This is a genomic window from Idiomarina sp. H2, from assembly GCF_004364275.1.
In the GTDB taxonomy this organism is placed as follows: domain Bacteria; phylum Pseudomonadota; class Gammaproteobacteria; order Enterobacterales; family Alteromonadaceae; genus Idiomarina; species Idiomarina loihiensis.
Genome location: NZ_SNZY01000002.1, coordinates 152,722 through 178,409 on the forward strand (window position 1 = coordinate 152,722; position 25,688 = coordinate 178,409).

The 25,688-nt window shown below is 47.8% G+C and carries 29 protein-coding genes; 2 read left to right on the forward strand and 27 right to left on the reverse strand.

Translation table 11 applies throughout. The annotated features are described in order from the left end of the window. Nucleotides 1-6: 6 nt before the first annotated feature. Genes DET62_RS02930 through DET62_RS03025 form a run of 20 tightly spaced genes read right to left on the reverse strand, consistent with a single transcriptional unit; the run spans nt 7 to nt 16,511 of the window. A complete protein-coding gene (locus DET62_RS02930) occupies nt 7-444 on the reverse strand; it encodes a hypothetical protein (RefSeq protein WP_034819056.1) in 438 nt (145 codons plus the stop codon). A 16-nt stretch (nt 445-460) separates the two neighbouring features. Further along, nucleotides 461-1,699, reverse strand: a complete 1,239-nt coding sequence (locus DET62_RS02935; protein ID WP_034819058.1) for a beta-ketoacyl-ACP synthase — start codon at nt 1,697-1,699, stop codon at nt 461-463. Next, on the reverse strand, nt 1,699-2,427 hold the full coding sequence (gene fabG / locus DET62_RS02940) for a 3-oxoacyl-ACP reductase FabG (protein ID WP_034819147.1): 729 nt from the start codon (nt 2,425-2,427) through the stop codon (nt 1,699-1,701). The genes DET62_RS02935 and fabG overlap by 1 nt, the downstream gene beginning before the upstream one ends. A gap of 4 nt (nt 2,428-2,431) precedes the next feature. After that, entirely contained in the window at nt 2,432-2,887 is a 456-nt protein-coding gene (locus DET62_RS02945; RefSeq protein WP_034819060.1) for a hotdog family protein, read from the reverse strand. A gap of 1 nt (nt 2,888) precedes the next feature. Beyond that, a complete protein-coding gene (locus tag DET62_RS02950; RefSeq protein WP_110012961.1) occupies nt 2,889-4,082 on the reverse strand; it encodes a beta-ketoacyl-[acyl-carrier-protein] synthase family protein in 1,194 nt (397 codons plus the stop codon). Continuing rightward, nucleotides 4,063-4,656, reverse strand: a complete 594-nt coding sequence (locus DET62_RS02955; RefSeq protein ID WP_235598908.1) for a DUF3261 domain-containing protein — start codon at nt 4,654-4,656, stop codon at nt 4,063-4,065. Before DET62_RS02955 ends, DET62_RS02950 begins: the two co-directional genes overlap by 20 nt. After that, entirely contained in the window at nt 4,647-5,882 is a 1,236-nt protein-coding gene (locus tag DET62_RS02960; RefSeq protein ID WP_034819064.1) for an NAD(P)/FAD-dependent oxidoreductase, read from the reverse strand. Before DET62_RS02960 ends, DET62_RS02955 begins: the two co-directional genes overlap by 10 nt. Before the next feature lie 11 nt (nt 5,883-5,893). Further along, nucleotides 5,894-8,122 carry an MMPL family transporter gene (locus tag DET62_RS02965; protein WP_034819066.1) on the reverse strand — a complete coding sequence of 743 codons (2,229 nt, stop codon included), beginning with the start codon at nt 8,120-8,122 and terminating at the stop codon, nt 5,894-5,896. A 6-nt stretch (nt 8,123-8,128) separates the two neighbouring features. Continuing rightward, nucleotides 8,129-8,659 carry an outer membrane lipoprotein carrier protein LolA gene (locus tag DET62_RS02970; RefSeq protein ID WP_110012960.1) on the reverse strand — a complete coding sequence of 177 codons (531 nt, stop codon included), beginning with the start codon at nt 8,657-8,659 and terminating at the stop codon, nt 8,129-8,131. Next, on the reverse strand, nt 8,656-9,066 hold the full coding sequence (locus DET62_RS02975) for a thioesterase family protein (RefSeq protein WP_110012959.1): 411 nt from the start codon (nt 9,064-9,066) through the stop codon (nt 8,656-8,658). Before DET62_RS02975 ends, DET62_RS02970 begins: the two co-directional genes overlap by 4 nt. Beyond that, nucleotides 9,063-10,610 carry an aromatic amino acid ammonia-lyase gene (locus tag DET62_RS02980; protein WP_110012958.1) on the reverse strand — a complete coding sequence of 516 codons (1,548 nt, stop codon included), beginning with the start codon at nt 10,608-10,610 and terminating at the stop codon, nt 9,063-9,065. The genes DET62_RS02975 and DET62_RS02980 overlap by 4 nt, the downstream gene beginning before the upstream one ends. Nucleotide 10,611: 1 nt before the next feature. Continuing rightward, nucleotides 10,612-11,556 carry an acetyltransferase gene (locus tag DET62_RS02985; RefSeq protein WP_011233396.1) on the reverse strand — a complete coding sequence of 315 codons (945 nt, stop codon included), beginning with the start codon at nt 11,554-11,556 and terminating at the stop codon, nt 10,612-10,614. A gap of 2 nt (nt 11,557-11,558) precedes the next feature. Next, nucleotides 11,559-12,299, reverse strand: coding sequence for a glycosyltransferase family 2 protein (locus DET62_RS02990; RefSeq protein ID WP_110012957.1), 741 nt, complete (start codon nt 12,297-12,299; stop codon nt 11,559-11,561). 1 nt (nt 12,300) lies between these two features. Then, nucleotides 12,301-12,657 (reverse strand): hydroxymyristoyl-ACP dehydratase, encoded by a 357-nt coding sequence (locus tag DET62_RS02995; protein WP_110012956.1) that lies wholly within the window; start codon nt 12,655-12,657, stop codon nt 12,301-12,303. A gap of 7 nt (nt 12,658-12,664) precedes the next feature. Further along, entirely contained in the window at nt 12,665-14,014 is a 1,350-nt protein-coding gene (locus DET62_RS03000) for an AMP-binding protein (RefSeq protein WP_110012955.1), read from the reverse strand. After that, on the reverse strand, nt 13,992-14,540 hold the full coding sequence (locus DET62_RS03005; protein ID WP_110012954.1) for a hypothetical protein: 549 nt from the start codon (nt 14,538-14,540) through the stop codon (nt 13,992-13,994). Before DET62_RS03005 ends, DET62_RS03000 begins: the two co-directional genes overlap by 23 nt. Then, entirely contained in the window at nt 14,540-14,791 is a 252-nt protein-coding gene (locus tag DET62_RS03010; RefSeq protein WP_011233391.1) for an acyl carrier protein, read from the reverse strand. Before DET62_RS03010 ends, DET62_RS03005 begins: the two co-directional genes overlap by 1 nt. Nucleotides 14,792-14,802: 11 nt before the next feature. Next, nucleotides 14,803-15,075 carry a phosphopantetheine-binding protein gene (locus DET62_RS03015; protein ID WP_011233390.1) on the reverse strand — a complete coding sequence of 91 codons (273 nt, stop codon included), beginning with the start codon at nt 15,073-15,075 and terminating at the stop codon, nt 14,803-14,805. Continuing rightward, nucleotides 15,017-15,853, reverse strand: a complete 837-nt coding sequence (locus DET62_RS03020; protein WP_110012953.1) for a lysophospholipid acyltransferase family protein — start codon at nt 15,851-15,853, stop codon at nt 15,017-15,019. The genes DET62_RS03015 and DET62_RS03020 overlap by 59 nt, the downstream gene beginning before the upstream one ends. Then, entirely contained in the window at nt 15,843-16,511 is a 669-nt protein-coding gene (locus DET62_RS03025) for a beta-ketoacyl synthase chain length factor (protein ID WP_034819089.1), read from the reverse strand. Before DET62_RS03025 ends, DET62_RS03020 begins: the two co-directional genes overlap by 11 nt. Before the next feature lie 340 nt (nt 16,512-16,851). On the opposite strand from DET62_RS03025, the gene DET62_RS14510 reads away from it, so the two are divergent. Then, nucleotides 16,852-17,148, forward strand: a complete 297-nt coding sequence (locus DET62_RS14510) for a hypothetical protein (protein WP_235598909.1) — start codon at nt 16,852-16,854, stop codon at nt 17,146-17,148. Here the strand turns inward: DET62_RS14510 and galE are convergent. Beyond that, nucleotides 17,118-18,125, reverse strand: coding sequence for a UDP-glucose 4-epimerase GalE (gene galE, locus DET62_RS03035; RefSeq protein ID WP_110012952.1), 1,008 nt, complete (start codon nt 18,123-18,125; stop codon nt 17,118-17,120). The genes DET62_RS14510 and galE overlap by 31 nt on opposite strands. A gap of 273 nt (nt 18,126-18,398) precedes the next feature. Here galE and DET62_RS03040 point away from each other — a divergent pair, with 273 nt between their 5' ends. Continuing rightward, nucleotides 18,399-18,854: a DUF3429 domain-containing protein gene (locus DET62_RS03040; RefSeq protein ID WP_110012951.1), complete on the forward strand. Its 456-nt coding sequence runs from the start codon at nt 18,399-18,401 to the stop codon at nt 18,852-18,854. Nucleotides 18,855-18,856: 2 nt separating this feature from the next. Here DET62_RS03040 and DET62_RS03045 read toward each other — a convergent pair whose 3' ends face one another. The 6 genes from DET62_RS03045 to DET62_RS03070 all read right to left on the reverse strand — a co-directional run bounded on the left by DET62_RS03045 (nt 18,857) and on the right by DET62_RS03070 (nt 25,621). Continuing rightward, a complete protein-coding gene (locus DET62_RS03045; protein WP_110012950.1) occupies nt 18,857-21,076 on the reverse strand; it encodes a glycosyltransferase in 2,220 nt (739 codons plus the stop codon). Further along, nucleotides 21,073-22,137 (reverse strand): lysylphosphatidylglycerol synthase transmembrane domain-containing protein, encoded by a 1,065-nt coding sequence (locus tag DET62_RS03050; RefSeq protein ID WP_034819095.1) that lies wholly within the window; start codon nt 22,135-22,137, stop codon nt 21,073-21,075. Before DET62_RS03050 ends, DET62_RS03045 begins: the two co-directional genes overlap by 4 nt. A 79-nt stretch (nt 22,138-22,216) precedes the next feature. Beyond that, on the reverse strand, nt 22,217-22,951 hold the full coding sequence (locus DET62_RS03055; RefSeq protein WP_034819096.1) for a DUF2470 domain-containing protein: 735 nt from the start codon (nt 22,949-22,951) through the stop codon (nt 22,217-22,219). A gap of 13 nt (nt 22,952-22,964) precedes the next feature. Then, nucleotides 22,965-23,741 (reverse strand): heme ABC transporter ATP-binding protein, encoded by a 777-nt coding sequence (locus DET62_RS03060; RefSeq protein ID WP_110012949.1) that lies wholly within the window; start codon nt 23,739-23,741, stop codon nt 22,965-22,967. Further along, nucleotides 23,734-24,750, reverse strand: coding sequence for an iron ABC transporter permease (locus DET62_RS03065; RefSeq protein WP_110012948.1), 1,017 nt, complete (start codon nt 24,748-24,750; stop codon nt 23,734-23,736). The genes DET62_RS03060 and DET62_RS03065 overlap by 8 nt, the downstream gene beginning before the upstream one ends. Nucleotides 24,751-24,754: 4 nt before the next feature. Next, entirely contained in the window at nt 24,755-25,621 is an 867-nt protein-coding gene (locus DET62_RS03070) for an ABC transporter substrate-binding protein (RefSeq protein WP_110012947.1), read from the reverse strand. Nucleotides 25,622-25,688 lie beyond the last annotated feature (67 nt).

Below are 25,688 nucleotides of genomic sequence, written 5' to 3' on the forward strand. Positions count from 1 at the left end.
TTATCCTTATTTGAATTTAACCACTTCACCCTTCAAGGCAACACCTGCCATTAAAAAGCCAGCACCACACTGAAACTCCTCGGCACTGCTGAACTCATTATGATCATAATTCGATTTAATATTGATTACTGCATCGTAACCGTTATCACGCGCGTTGTCTTGCAGCACTTTAAGTGCCGAAAGCAGTACCCATTCACAAGCTTCACGGTCGGACTTATTCACCGCATTAGTTTTACGGCTGGTGGTAATAACTCCCTTGGACTGCGCGACTTCAGGGTGCGATTGGCCGGCAAAATAAACCGGAACATCAAGCAACGCCTCTTTCGCCTTACTACTTTCCATAACAGGCTTAAGCTCCAGCGTTACCAGGTCATTACGCGCTTCGGCCTGCAGCGACAACAACGAACTCAACAAAACCACAGTAGCAACAAACAGTTTTTTCATTTTCTATTTCCTTATATTAATTAGAGTTATTCCAGCGTTTAAAAATTAATGAGGTATTAATACCACCAAAAGCAAAATTATTTGTCATGACATAGTCCGTATCAAGCTCACGTGCCTGCTCGGTTATATAATCCAGATCGCCACATTCAGGGTCAATCTCGGTTAGGTTAAGCGTTGGCGCAAACCAGTTCTCCTCCATCATATTGATACTGGCCCAGGCTTCAATTGTACCGCAGCCACCCAGTGTATGCCCCAGGTAGCTTTTTAACGAACTGATGGGTACCGATCGTTTAAATACGCTTGCTGTAGCTACAGACTCCGCAACATCGCCCCTGTCTGTGGCTGTGCCATGCGCGTTCACGTAGCCTATTTGCTCCGCTTCAAGTTGCGCCTGCTGCAACGCAAGCTTCATAGCAACGGCCATGGTATCAGCCGTAGGTTGAGTCACATGTGCACCATCAGAGTTCGTACCAAAACCTACCAGTTCAGCATAAATGTGTGCGCCACGTTCCATAGCATGATCCAGCTCTTCCAGAATAAAAGTGCCAGCCCCTTCACCAATAACCAGTCCGTCGCGATTTTTATCAAAGGGTCTTGGCGTCAGCTGTGGCTCGTCATTACGAGTACTGGTGGCAAATAAAGTATCAAATACTACCGCTTCGGACGGACACAACGCCTCTGCACCACCAGCAATCATCACTTTCTGATGACCATAACGAATAGCTTCGTACGCATACCCCAAACCTTGAGATGCGGATGTGCAGGCCGAGCTCGTGGTATGAACCCGTCCTTTCACATTATAAAAGACGCCCAGATTTACAGCGGTTGTATGACCCATACTCTTTATGTAAGTTGTGGCGTTCAGGCCGGTCATATCACCGCTTTCCAGCATATTGCCGAAAATTTTCATTTGCTCGGTATCACCTGCTGAGGAACCGTAAGCCACGCCACAACTTCCATCACTAATACAAGAATGTTCCAACAAGTCGGCATCAATTAGTGCCAATTCCGTTGCCCGTGTTGCCATTAAGCTTACCGTGCTCATTGAGCGCACCGCTTTGCGGGAGTAGTGCGAAGGTTTTTTAAACGCCGGTCGAATGGGCGCCGCCAGGCGTGTGTTCAGACCGTCAAAACGCTCCCACTCTGGCATATTAACCACGGCGTTCTTGCCATTTTCAAGTTGACTACGGAAGCTCTGCCAGTTGTCACCAAAAGCCGTCAGACAGCCCATACCGGTTACGACCACACGTTTCATTAAACTAACCCACCATTTACCGAAAAGACTTGTCGCGTAATGTATGCTGCTGACGGCTGAAATAAGTAACCAACCAAACCAGCCACTTCTTCCGGCTTACCGGCGCGGCGCATGGGTATCATCGACAAAATTTCTTTCTCATGCTCTAGCTCGCCGGTCATGTCCGTTTCAATGAGTCCGGGCGCTACACAATTGACAGTAATTTTGCGCTTAGCCAACTCCAGCGACAGTGCTTTAGTAGCAGCAATAACGCCGCCTTTAGACGCACTGTAATTCACCTGACCGCGATTGCCGGCGATACCAGAAACTGAGGCTATAGTCACCACACGACCACCGCGGCGTTGCTGGATCATCGGCATAATTAACGGGTGCAGCACGTTATAAAAGCCCCCCAGATTCGTCTGCAAAACACTGTCCCAGTCATCTTCGGTTAACGACGGAAAGGCACCGTCACGGGTAATTCCTGCATTACAAACCGCACCATAATAAGCGCCATTATCAGCAATATCCTGCTCAATTGCGTTGCGTGCAGCCTCGCGGTCACTGACATCAAAAACCAGTAAAGACGCTTGTTGACCCAGTGACTTAATTTCATCCACAACTCGCTCTGCTGAAGCTTTGTCTGAGCGACAATGAATCGCCAGATCAAAACCATCTTTTGCCAGTTGCAGGGCAATTGCACGTCCTATTCCCTTACCGGAACCCGTGACAAGAACTCGTTCAGCCATACCTTCAACCATAATTTTCCTCTATAAATGCTGTTTCATCGGGCGGTTGATAAACATTTAGCCGAGCCTGCGCAACGACCTTATCGTTGTGGCGAATATCGCATTCAAAAACACTCAGCCCCGAAGACTCAAAATGCAGTTCTTCAACAAAAATATCGTATCTTTCTCCCAGCTTAAAACTGTCAATATCACATTGATATTTTCGACTTCCCAGCAAGAACCCCAGCTTTATCTCCCCACCGTCGGCTTTGCTTTGATAACCGGCAACAGCAGCAATAGTCTGCGCCATCAGTTCAATTCCAACATGCGCCGGCAGACCCTTATACTGCTCACTATAAAACAGGTTGTCACTACTCACCGTAAGACAACATTGTCCCTTCCCCTGTTCAGCCGAGCACAGCTTATCAATCAACCGCATCGGCGGTTCGTGTTTGATAAGCTCAGCCAAATCATGCCCCATGTTATTTTCCTCTACTAAAAACGAGAGAGACATTGTTCCCGCCAAACGCGAAAGAATTACTCAGACAATGCTCTATTGGATACTGCAGCGACCCACCTTGATACAAATGGATATCTGCCAAATCAGAATCTTTAACACCATCCCAGACATGCTTTGGTAAGCCGTCTTGTTTCGCCAACGCCAGCCAGCAGAACACCGCTTCAATTGCTCCTGCCGCTCCCAAGGTGTGGCCGGTCAGCGCTTTTGTTGAACTCGCGGGCACTTTCCCAGCGCCCAATGCATTGACCGCATAAGCTTCCATCAAATCGTTTAGCGGAGTAGCAGTACCATGCAAGTTAATATAGCCGAGTTGCTGTGCAGTAATGCCAGCATCAGTCAGTGCCTCCTGCATTGCCGCCAAAGCCCCTCGTCCCTGTGGGTGAGGAGCCGACATATGATGAGCGTCTGAAGTTGCACAGGCACCAGTTAAAGTCACCTGCGGCGGCTGTAAGTTGTCCTCTTCGCGGGTAGCAATAAAAAGCCCAGCAGCTTCCCCAATGGTGATGCCGTCGCGATTCGCACTGAACGGATTGCAGCACCCTGAAGAAGTCGATTCCAGCGCTTTAAAACCGTTTAATGTTAGCCGACAAAGAGAATCAACACCGCCGACAACCACCGCGTCGACGACGCCTAAACGCAATAAAGAGCGAGCACTCATAAAAACTCGGGCACTGGACGAACAAGCCGTTGAAATACTGTAAACCGGACCGGTAATACCTGTTAGCGCAGCTATACACTCTGCCGGAGCAAGCATTTCCTGCATGGCATAGTAAAATGTATCGGGTAAACCGCCTTCGGATTCGTCATGTGCTAACGCCGATTCACCAGAGGCAATACCGGACGTGCTAGTACCCAACACTACCGCCACTCGATCAGAGCCCAACCTATCTATCAGCGCCAGCAAGGGTTCTTCAATTTGTTGTAAGGCAGCCGCAACCAGCTGGTTATTACGGGTGCGCATGGCTGCCGGCAGACTACCCATGTCGGGCAACTTATTCTCTGCAACTGAGCCGGCAAACAAAGAAGTGCCGTCGTTGGTATTGAATGCTGCCGGCTTCAACCCAGTTTTATCGCCTGCCAGTGCGGCCTGCCATAGGCGTTCGCAATTATGGCCCAGCGCACAAATTGCGCCCGGTTCACTTAAGGTGATTTTCATCGGTTTCTAATAGCTCGTACTCGAGAGTGGTTATTATCAATTGATAACCTAAAAATGTGTTTTGAATCGTTCTCTGCAAATTCTCATTTTCATTCACTGATGACCATTGCAGCTGCTCGTTATGCCACAACTCGCGTCCGGTTTGAGTAGCTTGCAAACTCACACCACTCAAATTGGCATTAACACTATCTAGTGGCCACAACGCCATTTGTAAATCTGACCAGACCTGCATGGCCAGCCGCGAGTCATCAAAAGCTTCGCTGCCTTCAAAGGTGACTCCGTTTGCACGACTGAGTTCGCTCCGAAACAGTTCATTGCCAAAGGGAGATAATGCAACCAGCAGTAATCGTTCACTATCAAAAACCGCCGACACCATGAAAATGCGCTGCTGCTCGCCTTTTTTCCACTCCACTTTTTGCCATAGCTGCACGGGCTCTCGCGGCCAACTATGCTGCAACTGGTAACGGCCATCCGCAATCGCAACTTGAGCTGGCTGCCCGCCTAATGACTGGCAACCGGTAACCATTAACATCAGAATTAAGCCACTAATTGTGCTTAACGACTTTATCCACATAATTCCGCCAATACGTTCAAGCGCCGTTCGCTATCGCGAACATAAGGGTTGCCTGTATCCCACGCATAGCCCGCTAAAATGGAACAAATCATTTCTTTAACCTGTTGCTGCTGGTGTGGATAAAAAATCACATCCTGAAAGCGGGTATCATACCAACCCTTAACAAAAGCGCGAAAGGTGGTAATGCCCACACGTAATGGTTCACTATAAAGCTTCTGCCAGTTCTGAGGCTCATCATTCAGCTCTTTCAATACCAACGGCACCGCCAGCGATGAGGACTGCATTGCAATGGTCACACCTGATGAGAAAACCGGATCTAAGAATTCACCGGCATTCCCTAATAAAGCAAAGCGATCACCAAACAAGCAATTTACATTAGCTGAGTAGCCGGTAATACGTTGCTCAGCACGGCTTACCTGGTATTCACCTAACACTTCAAGCAGGTACGGCTCATCTGCCACCAGCTTCCACAACGCTTCTTTTTCACTGTCGCTTTCTGCAAAATACTCACTCGCACCAACGACACCAATACTGGCAGTACCATCCGCAAAAGGAATTAACCAGTACCAAATTTCAGGATTTTGTGGATGCACGGTGATAAGAATTTTGCTGCGGTCAAAGTTCCCGCCCGCCAGCTCAGATTTTACATGGCAAAAAACAGCCTGACGCACAGGAAAGTCCGACGGCGATTCTAACGACAGCAAGCGTGGCAGCACTCGACCGAAACCGCTGGCGTCGAGCACAAAACGTGCCTTTGCTTCACTTGTTCCGGCAGCGCCGGTTAAGTTCAATTTGACCGCATTAGGGTCACTAAAATCAATAGCTTCTAACGCAACACCATGTCGGATTTCAGCGCCTTTCTCTGCCGCACCCTGCGCCAATAGCTGATCAAAATGTTCGCGTTTAACCTGATAAGTTGTACCAGGACCTTCGCTCGATTTTTTGCGAAAATCAAAGTTAACCTTCTTACCCTGATGATAAAAAGCAGCACCCTCTTTGTACTGAAACCCAAGACGCTCTGCATTATCCAGTACCGCATCTAATAACCCAGCTTCTTCAATAAAGGTCATGCATTGAGGCAGTAAGCTTTCGCCAATAGAAAACCTCGGAAACTCTTGTTTCTCAACTACCAGCACGCTTTTCCCGGCATTCGCCAACATAGCAGCAGCTGTCGAACCTGCCGGTCCGGCACCAATAATCACCACATCATAAATTGACTCTTCCATGATTCTTTTCCTTAGTTATCAGGTGACTCTATTATCAACGGACTGAACAGGGCACTCATAAAAACCCCAATTAAAACAACAATTCCAAAAGCTGCAATGGCTGGCGTCGAGCTGAAACTTAAGGCGCCAAAAGCCACCATGGTCGTGAAAGCTGACAAATAAATGGCTTGCAGCGCATGTTCGCGCTTCAACCGGCCGGCGCAAAAAACGCCGTAATCAATGCTGAGCACCAGTACGAACATCGCGCCAATACAATGAAACAAGTTAAGTGGTTGTATCAATTGTGCCAACAGCAACGCTGTCGACACGGACAATGTCATAACACAGGTAACTTGCCATGCGGCTTGAAGCCTCAGCTTGTTAGCTTGCTGAGAGCGTAAAAACATCGCCAGTATAGGCAACGAAACAAGCAGCAAAGCGATAAGCCACAACTGCATAGAGTGCCGGTACTCGGCAAGCGCGTTTGATGCATGCTCAATCGGGTTAAAATGCTCCAGTTTTCCATAGCTTTCGCTGATATCATCTGGGTTAAAGGGCTGCTTGAGCCGGACAACACTCATCCAGCCTTCTTCCATCGGATATAAAAATTGATTCTGTAAGGGATGCTCTTGAGACTCACTGCCGAATACAGGCTGTCCAATGCCTAACCATTGCAGATAATTATTTCCTTCCGGACTTTGGAACAACTTTCGCTGCTGTTGCAGTAGTTGCTGCTGTTCTGACACCGGCAGCACATAATCGTACAAGCTGATGCTATCTTCAATCTCGTGCAGTTCACCCGTACGCTCCAGTGCTTGCTGCTGGGTTTCTCCCGACACTAACAGGACATCTGGCTGAAAATAAAAGTCCGTGGTTTTTCGCAGGTGGTTTTCCTGTTGCAGTAAGGACTCGGGTGAGCTGGCCAGCAGACGAACATTGTCATTGGCCGTAAAAGACCAAAGCAACAGCCCCAGTGTTGTTAACGCCATAACACTCAACCACGCATTAGTGCTTGGCTGGCGCATCTGTCGGTAAAGCTCCGTCATGCTATGGCAAAACCGCTGCCAGCCGGGGCGCGATGCTCCTGGCTGCGGCAACCAGGGTAAAGTAACAACCACCAGAACGATCGCAGTGAATAAAGCCACTGCCATAAAAATACCTAATTGCTGTAATAGCGGCAGCGGTAGCAACAGAAGCAAAATATAACCCCAAATGGTGGTTAACCCGCTCAGCCACAAAGCCGGCTTCAGTGCCGACCAGGCCTTAGCGCCATGGCTTCGGGCGATAAAACCATGAATAACATAGTCAATGCACAGCCCAATAAAGCTGGTGGCAAAAACCAACATCAGCACATGCGGCCGGGAGCTTAATAACAAAGTGGCCAATAGCCCGGCCGCTGCCGACACACCCAGCAGTAGCAGCGTATAAAACAATTGCTGACCAGAGCGGAAAACCCAGAGTAATAAGGCTAATACCAGCAGAAGAGAGAGCCCGCCAAACCAGGTCATTTCCTGCTTTGCCTGCTTCGCCGCCGCATCGGAATGGAACAGCAACCCGCTTCGATACACGTTAATACCGGGTAGCTGTTCAGTTACTTTGGCAATAAAGGCATTTATAACCTGAACTGACTGCCCTGACTGAGTCACGCTTAACGCATCACCAGCAATACGCAGCGGCACTAATACCTGATGAATAGACTCCGAAGTGCGGGTATACAGTCCATTATGACTTTTATATCCTGGCATTAAGTCCGGTAAATGCTGTACAAAACGCTGTGTCAGTAATAGTGGATCCTGCTCTAAAGGCATTAATACCGGCGCAGGGCTTTGTAAGGTTTTTTGAGCATTGTCTATTATCGTTGCGTAGTTGCCGTTTCCAAGCGCTTGCATGTCTTGCTGTGTTGCTAAACGACCCGCCTGATTTTGGTAAAATGACAGCACCGCTTTCGGGTTTGTCATTTCCGCCAGTTTAATGGTCGGCTCAGCTTCAGTCAGTAAGTTCAATTGTTCTTGCACAATAAGCAGTATTTCGCTGCCGGAATACTGCTTTGACTCAAAGCCCAGCAGCAGTTGCTGCGCATTTGGTTGCTGACTTTCTAAGTAACTACGCTGTAACTCAGACACTTCATTTGGCAGAGCATCGGCCAGGCTGCTGCTCCACTGAGTATTAGACAGTTGCGCAGACAACGCCGCTACAACGCCGACAATGACAACAAATAACAGCAATAATCGAGTCGTCAAAGCTGCGCGTACACCCTTCATGCCATATTACCTTTTGCTCAGCTCTATACGGGTGGTATTACCGTTTTGTTCAAACAACTCTACAAGCTCAACGCTATCAATACCGCAACTGTGTATTTTTTCAATCACACTGGCTAAAGCGTCAGCTTCCGGAACCATCACCACACAATTCTGCTCTAGCGAAAGCCTGAACTGCTGTTTCAATACGGCTTCATCCTGCTGCAGAATAGCCAATAACAACTGCGCAATGGTATCACTGCCGCTTACCGAGTTCTCATTACCTTGCTCAAAAATACCCTGGCGATTAATAGTCAATTGTTGCTGCTGTGGTTGCTCTGTTGTCCAGACTATTTCGTCTTTACTAATATCCAGCTGGCCTGAACTTACCAAAGGTCTTGGCAGCCCCGATAACTGTTTTTTCTGACTGAATTCCAGCGACAACGGCAAAGGTTCTGATTGCTTTTCAAGTGCCGATAGCGCTTTCAGCGTCATATCTTCCCCAGCCACTACCATTGCTGAAGTAATCAATAGAGTTGTCGCTAAAAGTAAGCGGATCATGAGTGCTCAACTCCCAACTTTTCAAACACAATATCAGGAGATTCAAACAGCATTTCCCGCGTCTCTTTGCACACGGCTACCTGCACACTGGTGGCTTTGGTCAACAGTTCATTACTTTCAACACAGCGAATTTCATAATTCATTTTCAGTCGATGCTCCCACTCCACCAAAGTGGCAGTCACCCGAATGTGCTGTCCGTATGTAGCCGACGCAACGTACTTTAAGCGTAAATCGACAATAGGCCATATATGGCCGTTAGCTTCCATATCGGGGTAGTCATAATTGAAGGTACGCAATAACTCACTACGCGCCATTTCAATGTACTTTATGTAATGCCCGTGCCAGACAACGTGCATTGCGTCGACGTCAAAAAAAGGAACATCAATAATTAAACTGGCTTGTTTCATGCTGGCTCCTGATACAAATTCCATACCTTTAACCGCAACTGGGCAAGCCAGTAACGTAATTCCGGCTCTAACGGGCGGTCTTCTGTCAGCAGTTCAAACTGCTCAGCCAGGCTTTCAGTCATTTTTAAGACATCGGCCGATGAGTTTACCGGCTTGTCTGTAATGCGCTTACGCAGTTCAACACCTTGATAAGCCGCCAGCAAAGTTGCAACAACCACCTGTTCGGTCAGCTCCAGAATACGAATACAGTCACGGGCTGCGATAGTACCCATGCTCACTTTATCCTGGTTATGACACTCGGTTGAACGCGAAAAGACACTGGCAGGCATGGTTAATTTCAATGCCTCAGCAGTCCAGGCCGAACAGCCAATTTGCACCGCTTTAAAACCATGGTTAATAGACTTACGCTCACCTTCTGCCGCAGACAAGTTAGAGGGCAAACCGTGGTTCATCTTTGTGTCCATCAACAACGCCATTTGCCGGTCGTGTAAATCCGCCAGGTTCGCCACAGCTGTTTTCATCGAGTCCATCACCATAGCAATGTGACCACCATAAAAATGACCGCCATGCAGGACGTGTTCTCCCAGGCCATCAATAATAGGGTTGTCATTGGCGCTGTTTAATTCGTTCTCTATGGTTTCTTTGAACCACGGCAGACTGTCATTAAGCACCCCGATAATATGAGGCGCACAGCGAATAGAGTAGCGGTCCTGTAAACGCGAAGAGTTTTTCGGGTGCTCAACATGATTCAGGTCCTGCTGGATCCAGCGTGCGACCTGTTGTTGTCCTTTATGAGGTTTTACGGCAAAGAGCAGGTCGTCAAAATGGTTACTGTTGCCTTCCAGCGCAATGCTCGCCAATGAAGTGATGCGGCTAGACAATCGGGTCAGATACTCTGCTCTGTCCCAGGCCAGACAAGCTAAAGCAGTCATCACGGCGGTACCGTTCATAATGGCCAGGCCTTCTTTTGGCCGCAGCTTGTGAACCGGCATACCAAGTAGTTCAAAGGCTTCTGCGCTGTTCATCACTTTATCGCGAAAACGCACATCTCGCTCACCAATAAGTGCACCGGCAATGTAAGACAAGGGTGTTAGATCGCCGCTGGCACCTACGCTACCTTCTTTTGGAATAAGCGGCAGCATGTTTTCGTTCAACATCACCACCAGGCGCTCCAATAGCTCCCAGCTGACACCTGAATAGCCTTGAGCCAACGAACTTAAGCGGGTTGCCAGAATAGCGCGGGTTTCCTGTTCATCAAAGGTGTCACCCAGGCCACAACCGTGAAAACGCGTAAGGTGAATGGGCAACTCGTTAACCAGGTTCTCCGGCACCGATACTGTGCAGCTGTCTCCGTACCCCGTTGTTACGCCATAAATCACGCCGTCCTGCTCTAACAGCTCATCCAGAAAACGAACCCCGGCATCGACTTTTTCGACAAACTCCGGCGCGTCGCTTAACGCGACCTGCGCTTTGCCATTGGCTATTTCTACCACGTCTTTAATGGTCAACGGGCGGCCACCAAAGGCTATAATCGATGTCGTCATACTACTGACTGTCCTTCTTCCAGAAATCAAAAAAATTAAACCACTGATAAGGGTAGCGCATCGCCAGCTTCTCCAGCGTTTCACTATAAGCTTTCAGCACTGGCTGCAAAGCTTCCCGCCTGCTTTTCCGGGGGAGTTTGAGTTGGTCACACGCGTGGTTCAGATATAAATCGTAATGCCCGTCGTTGGGGTTCTTTAAGCAGAACAAAAAATACACCGGGCATTCTAACACACTGGCTAATATCCACGGTCCTAAGGCAAATGAGACTGGCTTACCTAAAAAGTCCTGCTCTATGGTTTGTCCGGGCTGAGTCACCGAAGTGCGATCACCGACAATAACCACAAACTCGCCTTGTTCAATGCGCTCTTTCAGCAGTATAGTCAGCCCCATATCAATGTCGGTCACCTGAATCAGGTCGATATCGACTTTCGGGTTTACGTCTTTCAATGCACGGTTAAACGACTGCGCATGCTGAGTGAACACCAGTACATTCATGCGCCGGGTATACTTTTTTGAAGCCAGCGCTCGCGCAACTTCCAGATTACCCAGATGGCTACCAATAAGAATGCCGCCCTGGGGCTGTTTCTCTAAATCATCAAAGTGGGTATCACCACAGTTACGCACCTGGTTTTTAGACACCTTACCGACCCAGGCATCAATTTTTGCCAGAGCGTGCAAACCAAACTGCCAGAAATGGTACCAACTTTGGCGCCAACCCGGCTCAGCAGTAAAAGGAGACCGTTCAGCAGCATATGAATGCACGCGACGAAGGAAGTCGAGAGAGGCCCTACGAGGATCCCCCCCGGTCAAAAAGAAGTAAGTGATCACTGGCGCTAGAATCAGCCGCATTAGCCAATGGCCGCCATACTGATAGGCTCGAAGAACAATAACGATGCCCCAGTAGCTGCCGCGCTCTTTCTTTTTCGCCCAGTGCTTCTCCACCATAATTAGCTTTTAAACCTGCGCAGTAATATAAGTGGTATGCGCGGCAACATGCCGAAAAACAGGCGCGTATGCAGCCAGGAAATTTTCAGGTTGTCCTGCAGTGCGCGAAAATGTGACTGTCCGCCTTGTGGATAAATCACTTTGGTTGGAATAAACAAAACCGGTGTACCTGCCCAGTATAGACGCACCATAATTTCAATATCGAAATCCATGCGTGTGCCGATATGACGACGCTTTATCAAGCCGACCGTCTGGTACAAGGGATATACCCGAAAACCACACATAGTATCCTTTATCTGCATCGATAAGGTTTCGATATGCACCCAAAAGTGGGTGATCTTGCGCCCAATGCGTCGGCTGGTCGGCATGCTCTCATCGTATTGAGGGTATCCACTTATCAACGCACCAGGGTTTTGCTTTGATAAGGCTAAAAATTCAGGAATATCGTTACTATCATGCTGGCCGTCTGAATCTATTTGCAGCGCGTGAGTAAAGCCCTCTTCAGCGGCTACATGAAAGCCAGCCATAACCGCTCCGCCTTTGCCGCTATTTTCGGGAAGCGTGTGCAGTAATACAAGCGACTTATGCTCTTCCGCCAAAGTCGCTAAAACTTTCTTGGTATGATCATTTGAGCCATCATCAACAATAATAATTGGCAACTCGTAAGGTAGCAGTCGCTCAACCGTCGCAGTGATGGTCTTATCGTGATTATAAATAGGTATAAGAAAGCAATACTGAGACATATTAATTAAACACCAGACGTCCGGAAGACAGTGCTTTATCACCGTCAGAGTATTTAAACGTGATGCAGTCATCGCGCTTTCTTTCAATCAGCAAATCGACTGTCGCACCAGGCAAAATCATGTCGTTAAACTTTAGCACTTCAATACGCTGAATGGATGTTGGTGTCGACCAATGTTGCCCCGCTAGCTGAATGACCCAGTCCATTTGAGCAACCCCGGGAAGAATCGGGGTTGAAGGAAAATGCCCTTGCAAATAAATACAGTCCGCCGCCAGCTTAAACCGACCACAGAGTAGAGGCTTTTCTGTGTCACTGAGCCCTTCGGAGAAACTTATAAAATCAGGTAATTGAGTCTGCATGTTATTGCTATTCCTCTTCGAACAAGGCCTGTAAATCGGTTTGTGTCACTTTACCGGCACCGTTATATGGCAACTGCTGCACATAACGGAAACGTTTAGGTACAACCACTTTTTCAAATCGCTGCAGTAAGTGGTGTCGCAACTCTTGTCGCGCTTTAAATCGCCCCTGAGTGCTAAGCTGATTAACGCCTTCAGGCGTTAATATTAAAACTAAGCCCAGTTCAACACGCGGGCTATGTAGCACACAAGCTTTAGCTGACTCGACCCAGTCATGGCGCTGAATAAACTGTTCTACTTCGTTCAGAGCCACTCGTTTTTCGGCAATTTTTACAATTCGGTCCTGCCGCCCCAACAACTGAAAGTTCCCCTGCCCCTGAAGCAGGGCTTTATCTTCTGTTGTGTAAGGCTTTTGCGGATTATTCAGATACGGTGACTGAATAACCAGTAAACCGTTGTGATTGCAGCTCGCATCAACTCCCGCCAGAGTCTGAAAGTTTTCATTAGAGCCCGGGTTGCGCCGACGCCAGCCTATACCTCCAGTCTCCGTACTACCATACACTTCAATTGGCGCGTTTAACTCATGTTCAGCAAAATCTTCAGGAACAGAATCGGATAGCGGACCGCCCGATGAGAAGACCGTGGCCAAAGAATGCTTGCACTTAGCAAGCTGAGGTAAATTATCCAGCCGCTGCAAATGCGCAGGGCTGCTTACTAAAGCGTAACGCTGGCAATTAGCTTTCGCCAATATTTGCTGCAACTGCTCAGGGTAGTCGACCAAAGGCAAAGTCACCGGACGGCGCGCAGCAAGTGGCCAAAGTACCGTGAATAACAGTCCGTAAATGTGCTGATGTGTCACCGTTGTCAGTATATTGGCAAGGCCCAATTGCTCCGCAAAGGTTTGTTCCAGCGTAATCACTTCTAACCATAACTGCCTGAGCGTTTTTCTGACGGCTTTGGGTTTGCCACTGCTGCCCGAGGTGAAAAAGGTCAGTTGAGAATTTAAGCTGCCATTCAGCGTTAAAGGCGGCGCTTCAGGGCTGGCGTGTTGAGGTAATTCAGAAGGGACTCTGAACGAATAGTGCGACGACAGCTCTGATAAAGTTGCCGGCTTATCATTTGCTGGCAGAACAATTCTCTTTTTACTATTGAGTAAAGCGAACAGCCAGACACTAAAATGATACCAGTCGCGATGATAAAGTAGCGCATCGCCGTCTTGTTCACTTAGCCAGTGGGTTGCCGCCGCAATATCCTTTAGCCACACCGATGCGCTGATAGACTGCCCTTTCACTACGGCCAGCTCAGCATCTGCTTGCTGCCATTGCAGCTGCCATTGCTCAGTGTTTATGTTTAACAACACGTCGCACACTCCACTCAATCACAAAGAGTAACCCAATCAGAACATAGGAGATAAAACCGTTGTATAGCGTCCAGAGTTTGAGATCACCCTGTACTGCAGTTACCAGCGAAATAGCGCCATTCACGAGGAAAAATACCGCCCAGACCAGCGTCACTTTTTCAGTGTAAGCAACCGCTTTATCTGACAATGAACCTTCCATAAGCATGGCAAGGCGAGTTATCACAGCCGGTTTGCGCCATAATGATGCAAGGAAAACCAGCAACAAGGCGCTGTTCATCCAAACAGGATAAAACAGCACGCCAGTCAACTGGTCTGCATAAATAGCCGTCACTGAAACCACCAGAAGTACAGCCAGAGTAAGCCAGCTTCTGGGGTGACGAATGCCCTGGGAAACAATACTTAAACTCAGTAATGCCAGCAGAACCAGCAATAACCAGTTAGTTAGTCCGTTCTGCGCCAGCCACCAGACCAGTAGCGGGTAGGCAATCAGTAAGCCACTGATTAATAAGCGCAGCACGTTTTTCATTAGTCGCTGTGAACGAGTTTATAAACTTCTTCGACAACATCTTCGACTGTGCGCACAGCTTTAAACGCGTCCGGACTGATTTTCTTGCCGGTAATTTCGCGTAATTTCACGACTAAATCCACCGCATCAATCGAATCAAGGTCAAGATCCTGATACAAGTTAGCGTCCAGAGAAATGTCGCCAGAATCGATTTCAAAATCTTCTTCCAGAATTTGAGTCAACCGCGCATATACTTCGTCTCTTGTCTTCATCGTTCCCTCGTTTACTCACCACGGTTATTAGCGACAAATTCCGCTAACGTATCGACACTATAAAAATGCTTTTTTGTTTCTGCTGAATTAGCGTCCAGCTTCACGTCATATTTTTTCTTTATCGCCAGACCTAACTCCAGCGCATCAATAGAATCAAGATTCAAGCCATCATCATCGTCTCCGAACAACGCCGCCGAATCATTAATATCTGCTATCTCTACGTCTTCAAGATCCAGCGACTCGATAATCAAGGCTTTGATCTCTTGCTTCAGGTTTTCCGTCATCTTCTAACACCTTTTCATAGTAATTCTGTAAATCGCGAGTCAGTTGACGCGCAGCAATACTGAGTTTTTCAGCATCGCAATAAGAAGCTGAGTCGATTTCACCAAGATAACGCACCGATAAAGTCGGTTTCCGTTCAGGCGCGCAATACCAGGCTTCATTTTTAATCAATGTCACCGGCAAACAATCCACTCGCAATGCCGTAATTTTTGCCCTGGTACGTAATGCCAGATGCGCCGCGCCACGCTGGAACTTTATTCTTTTTCCCGGAGTGGTTCGTGTGCCCTCAGGAAAAATTATTAGGTTATTACCACGCGCTAAAGAGCGTTCACAATCCGTAACCAAACCTTCAGGGTCATCATTGCTGATATAACCTGTTGAGCGGATCACACCGCGCATAAAGGGATTTTTCCATAGATGGGACTTAACAACGCAATCCGGATTCGGTACAAAGGAAATTAATGCTACCACGTCAATCAAACACGGATGGTTTGCAATAATAACGTGACCCCGGGTTCCTTTAAGTTGTTCAGTGGCGTTAAAGTCGAAGTTGAACACGCCAGTCCACTTCATTATTCCGATAAACCAGCGGAACGTCATTTGCACCAAACATCTGGCTCGTGCTTCGCGCTGTCTCTCATTACCATTGGATAATAGCGCCAGTGCCGGCAGTGCCGTAATAGACAGCAATAAGCCGCCCAACCCAAAAACGGCAAAGCATAGCCCGGTCGCAAAACGCCGCCAGGTACGATTGATTATCTGCCAGAGACTAAGCAACATGCCAGCTCCACCGTACTCCGTTATAGTCTTTAACCACCTTGCCGCTACAGGAGTCGAGCATCTGTTGAACGCCGTTGGCAACTAACCATACGTCCTCCCGTAACTGACTTTCTTTTTCAACAAGGCGATCCAAAATCAGTTTCTGTCCGTTTTCTCTATCGAGTAAAACCGCATGCGCAAAACTTCTCACTGGCGAATGAACCTGACCAGAATATACAGCCGGTGGTACTTCATCGGCATAAACCAACAGTACTTGCTTAGTTTCGCTTTGTACCTGGCTTAAAGCCTCCAGCCACCCCAGAGGGTAAGTTTGCTCACCAGCAGACAAAGTGGTCATAGCCTGTCGATTATCTGCTGCCATACTGTATTGCCCGAGCACAGCATTATTCACCGATAACGCAAACTGCGTTGGCGACAAAACCTCGCCACGAACCAACTCCCGTAGTAACTTTTCAGTACGGTGCAAGTCGCCATGCCGTGTTGCCAAAACCACTGGCGTCTCTTCTAACTGCGGATGCCGGTCGCTTAGTTCCAGTATGGCTGTCATTATGACTTTTGCATACGAACTCAGTCGCCGCCGGGTCGAAGCAGGTATTTGCTTCAGCCGCTCACGACATTCGGTTTCGACTAATGTACTATCAGCTACAAAAGCTCGCATAGGATTCTAAGCAGATACTCAAAAAAGAAGCGGAATAGTACAGAATCTCAGCGGACATTTCAAAAATATAACATCGCATATGGTTATCGGATATAGACTCTACAACGAAGCAGCATCAAAGAAACAGGTCTCGGCAGCCGCTAAAGATCTGCTGCTGCGGCTTGTCAAAAAATATTGGCCTGCTACTGAACCTCAGCGAATTTCTATTGAAAACAGCGATTCCGGTGCGCCGCTGTTAAATGTCAATGGATACCCTGTTTATTGTTCTCTTTCTCATAAATCAGGGTGTATCGCAGCGGCTTACTCGACGACAAGTACTATAGGCATTGACCTGGAGAATGTGCAAACACGAAAAGACTACCACCGTATTCGCGACTATTATAAGGACGGTTTTCTGGCTGGCAGTACCTTAACTAAAAGTGATTTTTTTCATCACTGGACTCTGGCTGAAGCTTTCGCGAAAGCCTCGGGTGTACCTTTACTTAGCGTACTAGAGAGGCCTCTTCACAGACAAAAGCACTCAGCAAAATACTTTCAGATAGAGCCTTTTTTACTCTGTGCTTATCAGAGCGATTCATCTGAGAGAGAAGACGCTGTATTGCTGTATCAATTAGATAACGATAACCAATGGCAGTAATCCCGGGCTATTGTCTGCAGATCATGTTCGACCTTCCAATTTAATTCCTGAAGTGCTTTATCAGCCTGAGCGTAACAGCTTGCCACATCGCCCTGGCGACGTTCTGAAAAATTAACCGGAATAATTTGCCCACTTGCTTGTTCGAACGCATGGATCACGCCCAGTACCGACTCGCCCTTGCCGGTTCCCAAGTTAAAGATATGGTGTCCGGTGCGGGCAAACCCCGCTTCCAATGCCGCAACATGACCTTTTGCTACGTCACAAACATGAATGTAGTCACGTATTGCTGTGCCATCACAGGTCGAATAGTCACAACCATAAACCTGAACTGAGTCAGTTTTGCGGGTTATCACATTGCCTATGGCCGGGATCAAATTAGCCGCAGGTTTAATGGGTTGCTCACCAATAACTCCCGACGGATGAGCTCCTCCCGGATTAAAATAGCGCAAGCTTATGGCCGAGAAAGCGAGGTTTTTCTCACAAAACTCAGCCAAATCACATTCGGATCGGTATTTTGTCTCACCGTAGGGATTGGTTACCGCTCCGGCCGGAGCCGATTCAGCAACAGGGACGCACGACGGGTTGCCGTAAACAACGGCTGATGAGGAAAAAATTAAGTGATTAACTGAACAGTCTTCCATTACCGCTAGCAGTCTTCGAGTTCCTTCCACATTGGTCAGAAAATACTTCTCTTTTAAGTGGTAGCTTTCCTGAGGATTTTTAAGTGCAGCAAAATGCATAACGGCATCGAAAGCGTATTGTTTAAATAGGTTAGTCAACGCATTCCGATCGCAGATATCAATCTGGTGAAAGTCGGGTCGCTCGCCCGTAACGCTATGAATCTTATCAATTACCGAGGCGTTACTGTTACTCAGATCATCAACCACAATCACCTGGTATCCGCTAAGTATCAACTCAATTACCGTATGCGAACCAATGAATCCGCAACCTCCGGTAACCAATATCTGTTTCTTCATAGGTGATGTGCCCAAAAACCGTAACGCCGTTATAAATCAAAGGGCCGAAATAGTATCGGCTGACTTTCCCTAAGGCAACTTAAACTCATGCGCCAGGTTGTCTTCAACCCTGAAATCATTCCGAAATACAAATAGGCCTAGCCGATAATCTGCCATAATGAATACGAGTTGTTGTTTAGTATTCATTACGTCAGTCATTTAGAATTGGACTAAACGTAAATTGCACAATGACCGTAAAATAATAATAACTGACTTCTGGTGGACTGATTTTTTATGAACAAAGGTAAAAACTGGCTAATTTATACTCTGGGCTTTTTAGGGCTTATTCCCTTTCTGGCATCATCGCTTGCGGCTTTAATGCATACCGGAACCTGGTGGGGCATTTCACCTTTAGAATTTTTAATTACTTACGGTGCTGTTATTCTCAGTTTTCTGGGTGGAACTTTATGGGGCCGGGCACTGCACCGCGCGGAAAGCGAAAAAACTACGGGTTTACTGTTATTAAGTAATGTTTTCGCTTTGGCAGCCTGGTTTACAATTTTAATTAACGCGCCAGCCTGGTCATTAGGTATGCAGATGGCGGGCTTTGCCTTAGTTCTCTACTTTGAACAAAAGCTGGCTCGCAGTTCGGCTATGACGTCTTATATGGGCTACTACCGTATACGGGTATTATTAACGACCATTGTTATCGTCTGCCAATTGCTGGTCTTTGGTAACCACATTTTGTAGCGCTATTTTTTCTCGTGATACCGCGCCAGAGTTTCTGCATAAATGTGGCGCACGTCATCACTGAACTTTTCCACCGAGTAGTCGCGGGCAAAAGCCAGAGCATTTTCCGCAAGGCTCTGGCGTAACGGCTCGTCATCCAGTAACTGTTTCACCCGCTCACACCATAAAGCCTGTTTAGCCGGGGTTTTATAACCGTTGTGTCCGTCTTCAACAACATCGTCTATACCGCTGGAGCGCACCGCAACCACGGGTAAACCCGCCGCCATAGCTTCCAGAATCACCATACCCTGAGTTTCTGACTGCGAGGCAAATAGGAAAGCGTCTCCTAGCTGATACCAGGCAGCCATTTGCTCAGGCGGAACGGCGCCAACCAGGGTAATGTACTGCTGCAGTTTCATGTTATCAATGCGCTGCTGTAACCGATGGCGCTGATGACCATCCCCCACAATCAGCAAACGGAACGGCTTATCGGTTTGCTCTTTCAGTTGCGCTACAGCTTCGATCATAAAGTCGATGTTCTTCTCATTCGACAACCGGGACACACTGACAAACACTGTTTCATCGCCTAGCTTTTGTTGCTGGCGCAGCTCCTCTATTTGCTTGTCGTCAACTTGCTGGAAACGCTCAAACTCAATACCTGTTGGCTGTACAAAGGTAGGCTTCTTAACCCCTATCATGCGCAGGTATTCTTCGGTCGACTGTGTCGGCACAATTACGCCGTCGCATTTGTTGGCAAAGCGACGCACCAAAAAGTGCGCAATAATATTGCGGAACAACGAACCGGGTAAAAACACAAAGTGCGCATAATGTTCTAGCCGCGTGTGATAAGTATAAACCACCGGCACTTTCAGGCGGCGCGCAATAAAGACCCCAAGCGAACCTATCCAGAACGGATGGTGAACGTGAATAATATCCGGTTTAAAGGCTTTAACCTTTTTACGCACGGCACCGGAGAAAATATTGGCAAACTGAAACTCACTCTTTTCACCAAAAGAAAACAGCGACGGCATACGCACCACATGCTCTTCTTTTTCACTACTTTGCTGATAGCGCGGCGCAACAACCAATACCTTATCTTTGAGCTTAACTAATCCCAGACGCAGGCGCTCGATAGAAATTGGCACACCACCGATAAAAGGCAGATAGTTATTCGTGAACATGGCCACGCGCAACGGCTTTTTGAACCAGGGCTGCGGGTCAATATCGTAGTCCGGGTAGTAATCTTTACCGACGAATACCGCGTTGTACAATTTGGTACTAATAACCAAAAACAGGCTCACCAGCAGAATAAAATTCAGGTAGCCCACGTAAAACAACGAGTGAATAAAGAACCACAGGCTTTCCAGTTGCTTCAAAATGGGGTGCTGACCAATTTCCAGCTCTTCAACAGAATGCTCAACCGAGCCATCGGCATTCACTGTTACTTTCACATAGTGATAAAAGCTCTCGTCCTGATTCAGTACCAGACCACCCGCGCCCCCAGTAGTGATATAGGGAATGCCGTTGTGCTCACGCTCTGAGTAAATAGAGATATTGGATGAAAAGACGCGATCAACACCGAAGTTGCTTATTGTCTGCAGTAACGCATGACGGAACTCCATGGGTTGCAGGAAATCGTCCTCCTGGGCTAAAAAAAACTCTTCTTCAGGCTCTAAAGGTGGGTGACCAATAAAAACAAAGCGATGCTTTGAATCGTCGGCTTTAAGAATATCGGTTAACCAGCGAAGCTGCCATTGCCATGGCGTTTTTCCCGTGCTGTCTAAGAAAATAAAGCGGCTGTCATCGGCAGTAAAACTGAAAAAATGCGGACCGTAATGGTCATAAAAGCGGAAGCTGCCAAACTCTTCATACTCATTGTTACCGAAGGTCAGTAAATACGGCATATCCAGCCGCGACAGAGTACCTTTTATTGCCCGGTATTTGTCTTCTCCTCCACTGCTCACAGCATTCCCCGCAGACACTAAAAAATCAATGTCGGTGTCGTTCAACATAGGAATAATGCGACGCTCGAAAATACCAACCGAATTATTGATATTACCCACGACAGCAAAGCTGTAACTGTCCTGTCCTTCCAGCCGGGCACTAATGTCTGAGAGCTGTTCGGTATGCTCCGCCTCAAATTCAGAAGTCACCAGGTTCAAATAAATTTTATAGCCAATAAGCCCAACCACAACCGCAATGTTGAGGTAAAACAGGACTTTCAGTAACTTGGTTTTATTCATTGTATGCCCTGCACTTTAGCCGACTGAACTAAGTAGCGCTGTAAAATAAAGAGTCCCAATAACATACCAAGATAAATGGTTAAGAAGCGCCAGCTAAAGGTGACTAACAGTAAATGATTATTGGCTAAAATGTCATTAAAAAAGCTACCAAACACACCTTCGGAAATTCCCGAAGCACCGGGCGTTGGCGCGAAATACATGATAAAGGTGGTAACCACCAGCAGTCCCAGGCTGACGAGGTAATCAACGTCGTATCCTAAACCCCACATTAGCAGCGCGGGAAAACTGAATAAGCTGAGCAGAAAAATGACGGTGGACAATACCGACAGCGCAATAGCCACCTTAGAGCCGCGACAATACTCCGAAAAACTCCGGGAGAAACGCAGCATTTCGCGGCGAGTTTTGTATTGCCAGCGCAGATGACGCTCAGGACTAATCAGTTGCAGCTTATGCACCGCTTTACATAAATAGCTTAGCGGCCCAATTAACCAATGTGCCCGCAACAAAACCACCGCGAAGAAGAGCAGATAAAGCACAATGAAAACGGCAAGAGCCGTACCAATTTCACCAATAATAGCTTTGTTCTGCAGTGGCTCCAGCACCAGCAAGAACACCGGCGTCAGCGAAAAAATAAAGAAAATAGCCAACACCGTACGAATAGTAGTGGCAGCGGTCGCCCGCCCAATAGGCACGCCGTGCTCGTGTAAGAACCAAACCTGCGCGAAACCGCCACCGGTGGCCATAGGGGTAATATTGGAGAAAAAGATATTAATAAAGACCAGTTTAGCCATGGCTTTTTTAGGAATACGGTAACCCAGAGCGCGCAAAGTGTAGTAAAGCCGCAAACCGTCGGCGGCGAAGTAAACCAGTAACAGCAAGACTGCGGCACTTAAAACTTCAGGGGCAAACAAACGAAAATCGAAGGTAAGACTGCGGCCGGAAAAGTGGTCATAAATGGCGTAAAATCCGGCAGCCGTGAGTAAAACAAATAACACACTAAATAGCGTTAAGCGTTTCCACGAGGCTTTGTATTGTTTTTCTTCTTCCGCTGAAGCTGCCATCTTGCTGCCGTTTACTCCCCACAAAGCCTAAAGATTAAGGATTATGGAGTTGCTGGGAAGGGATGTCAAAAACCTTACATTACGCAGCCGCCGACTGCCGTGCGTCATGAGTCATTTTCACTAGTTGCTTTCTGATCTCACCGGCTGTCGCGCAGTCCGTCTCAAAAGGAATGAAAATACTGCGTTCATCGGCAATTAGATGGAACCCGTCCGGATAAATACTGCTCATTTTGACGCTACCTGCATAGTTCCTGAACTCCACTTTCTGGTGGCGCAAAATAAGGCCACAAGCGTCAGCATGGTCATCATTCATATGCTGGATCATCTGCAATGCGTCTGCCGAATTCCATTGGGGTTCAAGCAGCAGCCATTCAGCAGGGTTTATCCAGAAAATTTTGCCGAAGCCACCAATGTACCGAATATGCTCAACGTCCATTTGCCAAAATTTAAAGTCATGAGCATTGCGATAACTTAAAGCGTCGGGGAAACGCTGAAAGTACAACTCCCCTAAAGACTCATCCACTAAAAACCGAGCATTTCCCGTTAACGTCAGTCGCCCGTGAGTATTCTGGTCACCGCTTTCAGCCGCATCGAACACGGTAATACTTAAACGGTTATCTACTGATAAATTACGGGCATGCTGGGCAATATCAGACACATAAAATATGACCTGACCTTCTGCAGAAAGCATAAACGGTGATACCGAACCGAACGGATATCCCAGTAACTTCTTTGAGATAGTGGACAGAACAGCGGTATCGTTATTTTGCGCTAGTACTCGCGCTTCTCGCGCCGCTTTTATTCGTTCATTCATTATAAAATACTCCTTAATGTCTTGGCTCGGTGAAAATCATTGGCTTTAAAAAGCTCGGGTGCGAGCTGACGTGCACCGGTGTACGATAGGTTCTTTCCAGAATGTCTTCCCGAAAAACACTCTCGGGGCTGTCAACATGCTGAATACAGTTATTGCCTAAAACAATGACTTGATCGGCATACAAAGAAGCCAGATTTAAATCGTGCATAACCGACAGAACCAGGTTGCCTTTTTGGCTGAACGACTTAATTTCATGCAACACCGCATGTTGATGATACACATCCAGTGCGGAGGTCGGCTCATCCAAAAGCAACAATTGTTCGCCCGGCAAGTCTTTATCTAGCTGGCATAAACACCGGGCTAAATGTGCCCGCTGTTGTTCACCACCAGACAAGGTTTCAATGCCTCGCTCACCCATTTGGGCTAAATCAAAGCGGCTTAACCATCGGGTTGCGCGTTGTTCCGCATCGGCATCAGACTCCTGTGACCAATATCGTCCCATGGCCACCAGTTCCTTAACCGATAACCCTTCAGGCGCGGCCTGGTGCTGCTCCATAACCGCTCTTATCGGCGCCAGTTTCAAAGCATCCCACGAGTTCAGTTCTCTTCCATTTAAGTAAATAGAACCGTTATAAGGAAGCTCCCCTGCTAACATATTTAAAAAGGTGGACTTACCCGCACCGTTTTCGCCGACAATGGCAACAAATTGGTGGGCTTCTAAACTTAGGTTCAGTGACGTTAACACTTGCTGCCGACCAATAGATAGATTCGACACATCGATATCAAGCATAAAACCTCCGTCGTTGCTTCATAAGCAAATAAATAAAAAATGGCGCGCCGATAGCCGCCGTAATAATGCCAATAGGTAATTCCGCCGGAGCAACCAAAGTTTTTGCTAACCAGTCGGTAAGCACCAAAATGGCCGCGCCAAATAACATGGATATCGGCATTAACCAGCGCACATTAGCGCCAACCAGCATTCGTGCAATGTGGGGAATAATCAGTCCGATAAAGCCAATCATGCCGGTTAAGGCAACAGCTCCGCCGACACCAAGTGCAACGAAAAAAATTATCCGACGCTTCAGAGTGCCGACATTAACGCCCAGGTAACGCGCTTGTCGTTCACCTAAAAGCAGAGTGTTAATTGCCCGGCGGTGAATAAAGAGTGCAACGCAGCTAACGCCCATAAACAAAAAGCCAAGTGGTAACTGTTGCCAGTCGGCTCCGGCCAGAGAGCCCATCTGCCAGAAACTCATAAGCCTCAGGGCGTCATCGTTAGCGTAGTAGCTGAGCAACCCGAGAATGGAACCGGCCAGCGCATTGATGGCAACACCTGCCAGCAGTAAGGTGGCAACATGAACTCCGGAACGCCCACCAGCCAAATGGTAAACCACAAAGGTGGTCACCAGAGCGCCGATAAAAGCCGCGCCGGAAACCCAGAGCTGTCCCTGTAACCCGAACTCGGGACCTAAGGCAATAACTGCCAGTGCGAATACAGCCGCTCCCCCCGAAATACCAATTAGCCCGGGGTCAGCCAGCGGATTACGACACAAGGTTTGCATTGCAGTACCACTTTGCGCCAACACCGCGCCCACCATTAGTCCTAAAACCAACCGGGGTAACCGAATATCGATTAATACCGTCTTTTGGATATCAGTAGCTTCAGACAAGACTCCCGGTAACCAGATAAAGGGCAACCGCCAGTCCGACATCACCGGTCCGCTGGAAAGCAACAAAACGCTGCTGACAGCAATACCCATAACACCGACGAGTAACCAATAGCGACGTTCAAGCGGCATAGTCTTACTCCCGGCCCGCCGCTAATTCATTGGCAAACTCAGCAACCACTCGTTGCGCCTCTGCAATGCGGGTTGTCATACCCAGCGCCAGCAACGAATCCATAACCAAAACCCGGCAGTTTTTTCCGGCTTCCAGTAGCTTAAGTGCCTGCGCCTGACAAAACGCTTCTTTACTGCCGTGGCTTTTAACCACGTGCTCAGGAGCAACTAAAAAGTCAGGCTGTTCTGCCAGTAAATATTCAGTAGAAACGGTCTTGAATCCGACGTGAGAAAACACGTTGTTAATATCGGAGTAACTGAAAAGCAAATCCGGTACTGTATCCGTCCCGGCTGCCACCACGCCTCGCTCTGACGCCTGCAGAACGAACAGAGCCTTCAAAGGCTCTTTACGCGAGCTAGTCGTCGTCAAATCCGACTTGATACCGGCAATCACCTGCTTTCCTTCGGCTTGCGCACCGAAGCGATCCGCCATGTTTTCAATTAGCTCGTACAGCTCCTGAAGCGACGTCGGCTTATCAAATACAACCACAGAAACTCCGGCCCCCTCAATTTGCTGCAAAACTTTATCGCTACCGCCGCCTTCAAGCACCCACAGGTGTTCAGGCTCAAAACTCAGAACGCCCTCAGCGGATAAATTACGGTAGTAACCAACCTTCGGTAACCGGTTAACAGCCGCAGGCGAAGTACTGGAAGTATCTACGCCAATCAGGCTGTCGTCTTTATGCAGCGCAAACACGATGTCGGTTAAGGTTCCGCCTGCGGTTATTAACTGGTTAACGTCCGTATCCAGCGTATCTTCAGCCTGGCCGAACCACGAAAACAACAATAGAAAAGTGGCTCCGGCATGAACCAGAAACTGTCGTCCTGTCATCACAATCAAACTCCTGAATTAGATTTTCTTTTTTGTCCTAAATCAAAAATAGTAACTTTCACTTGCA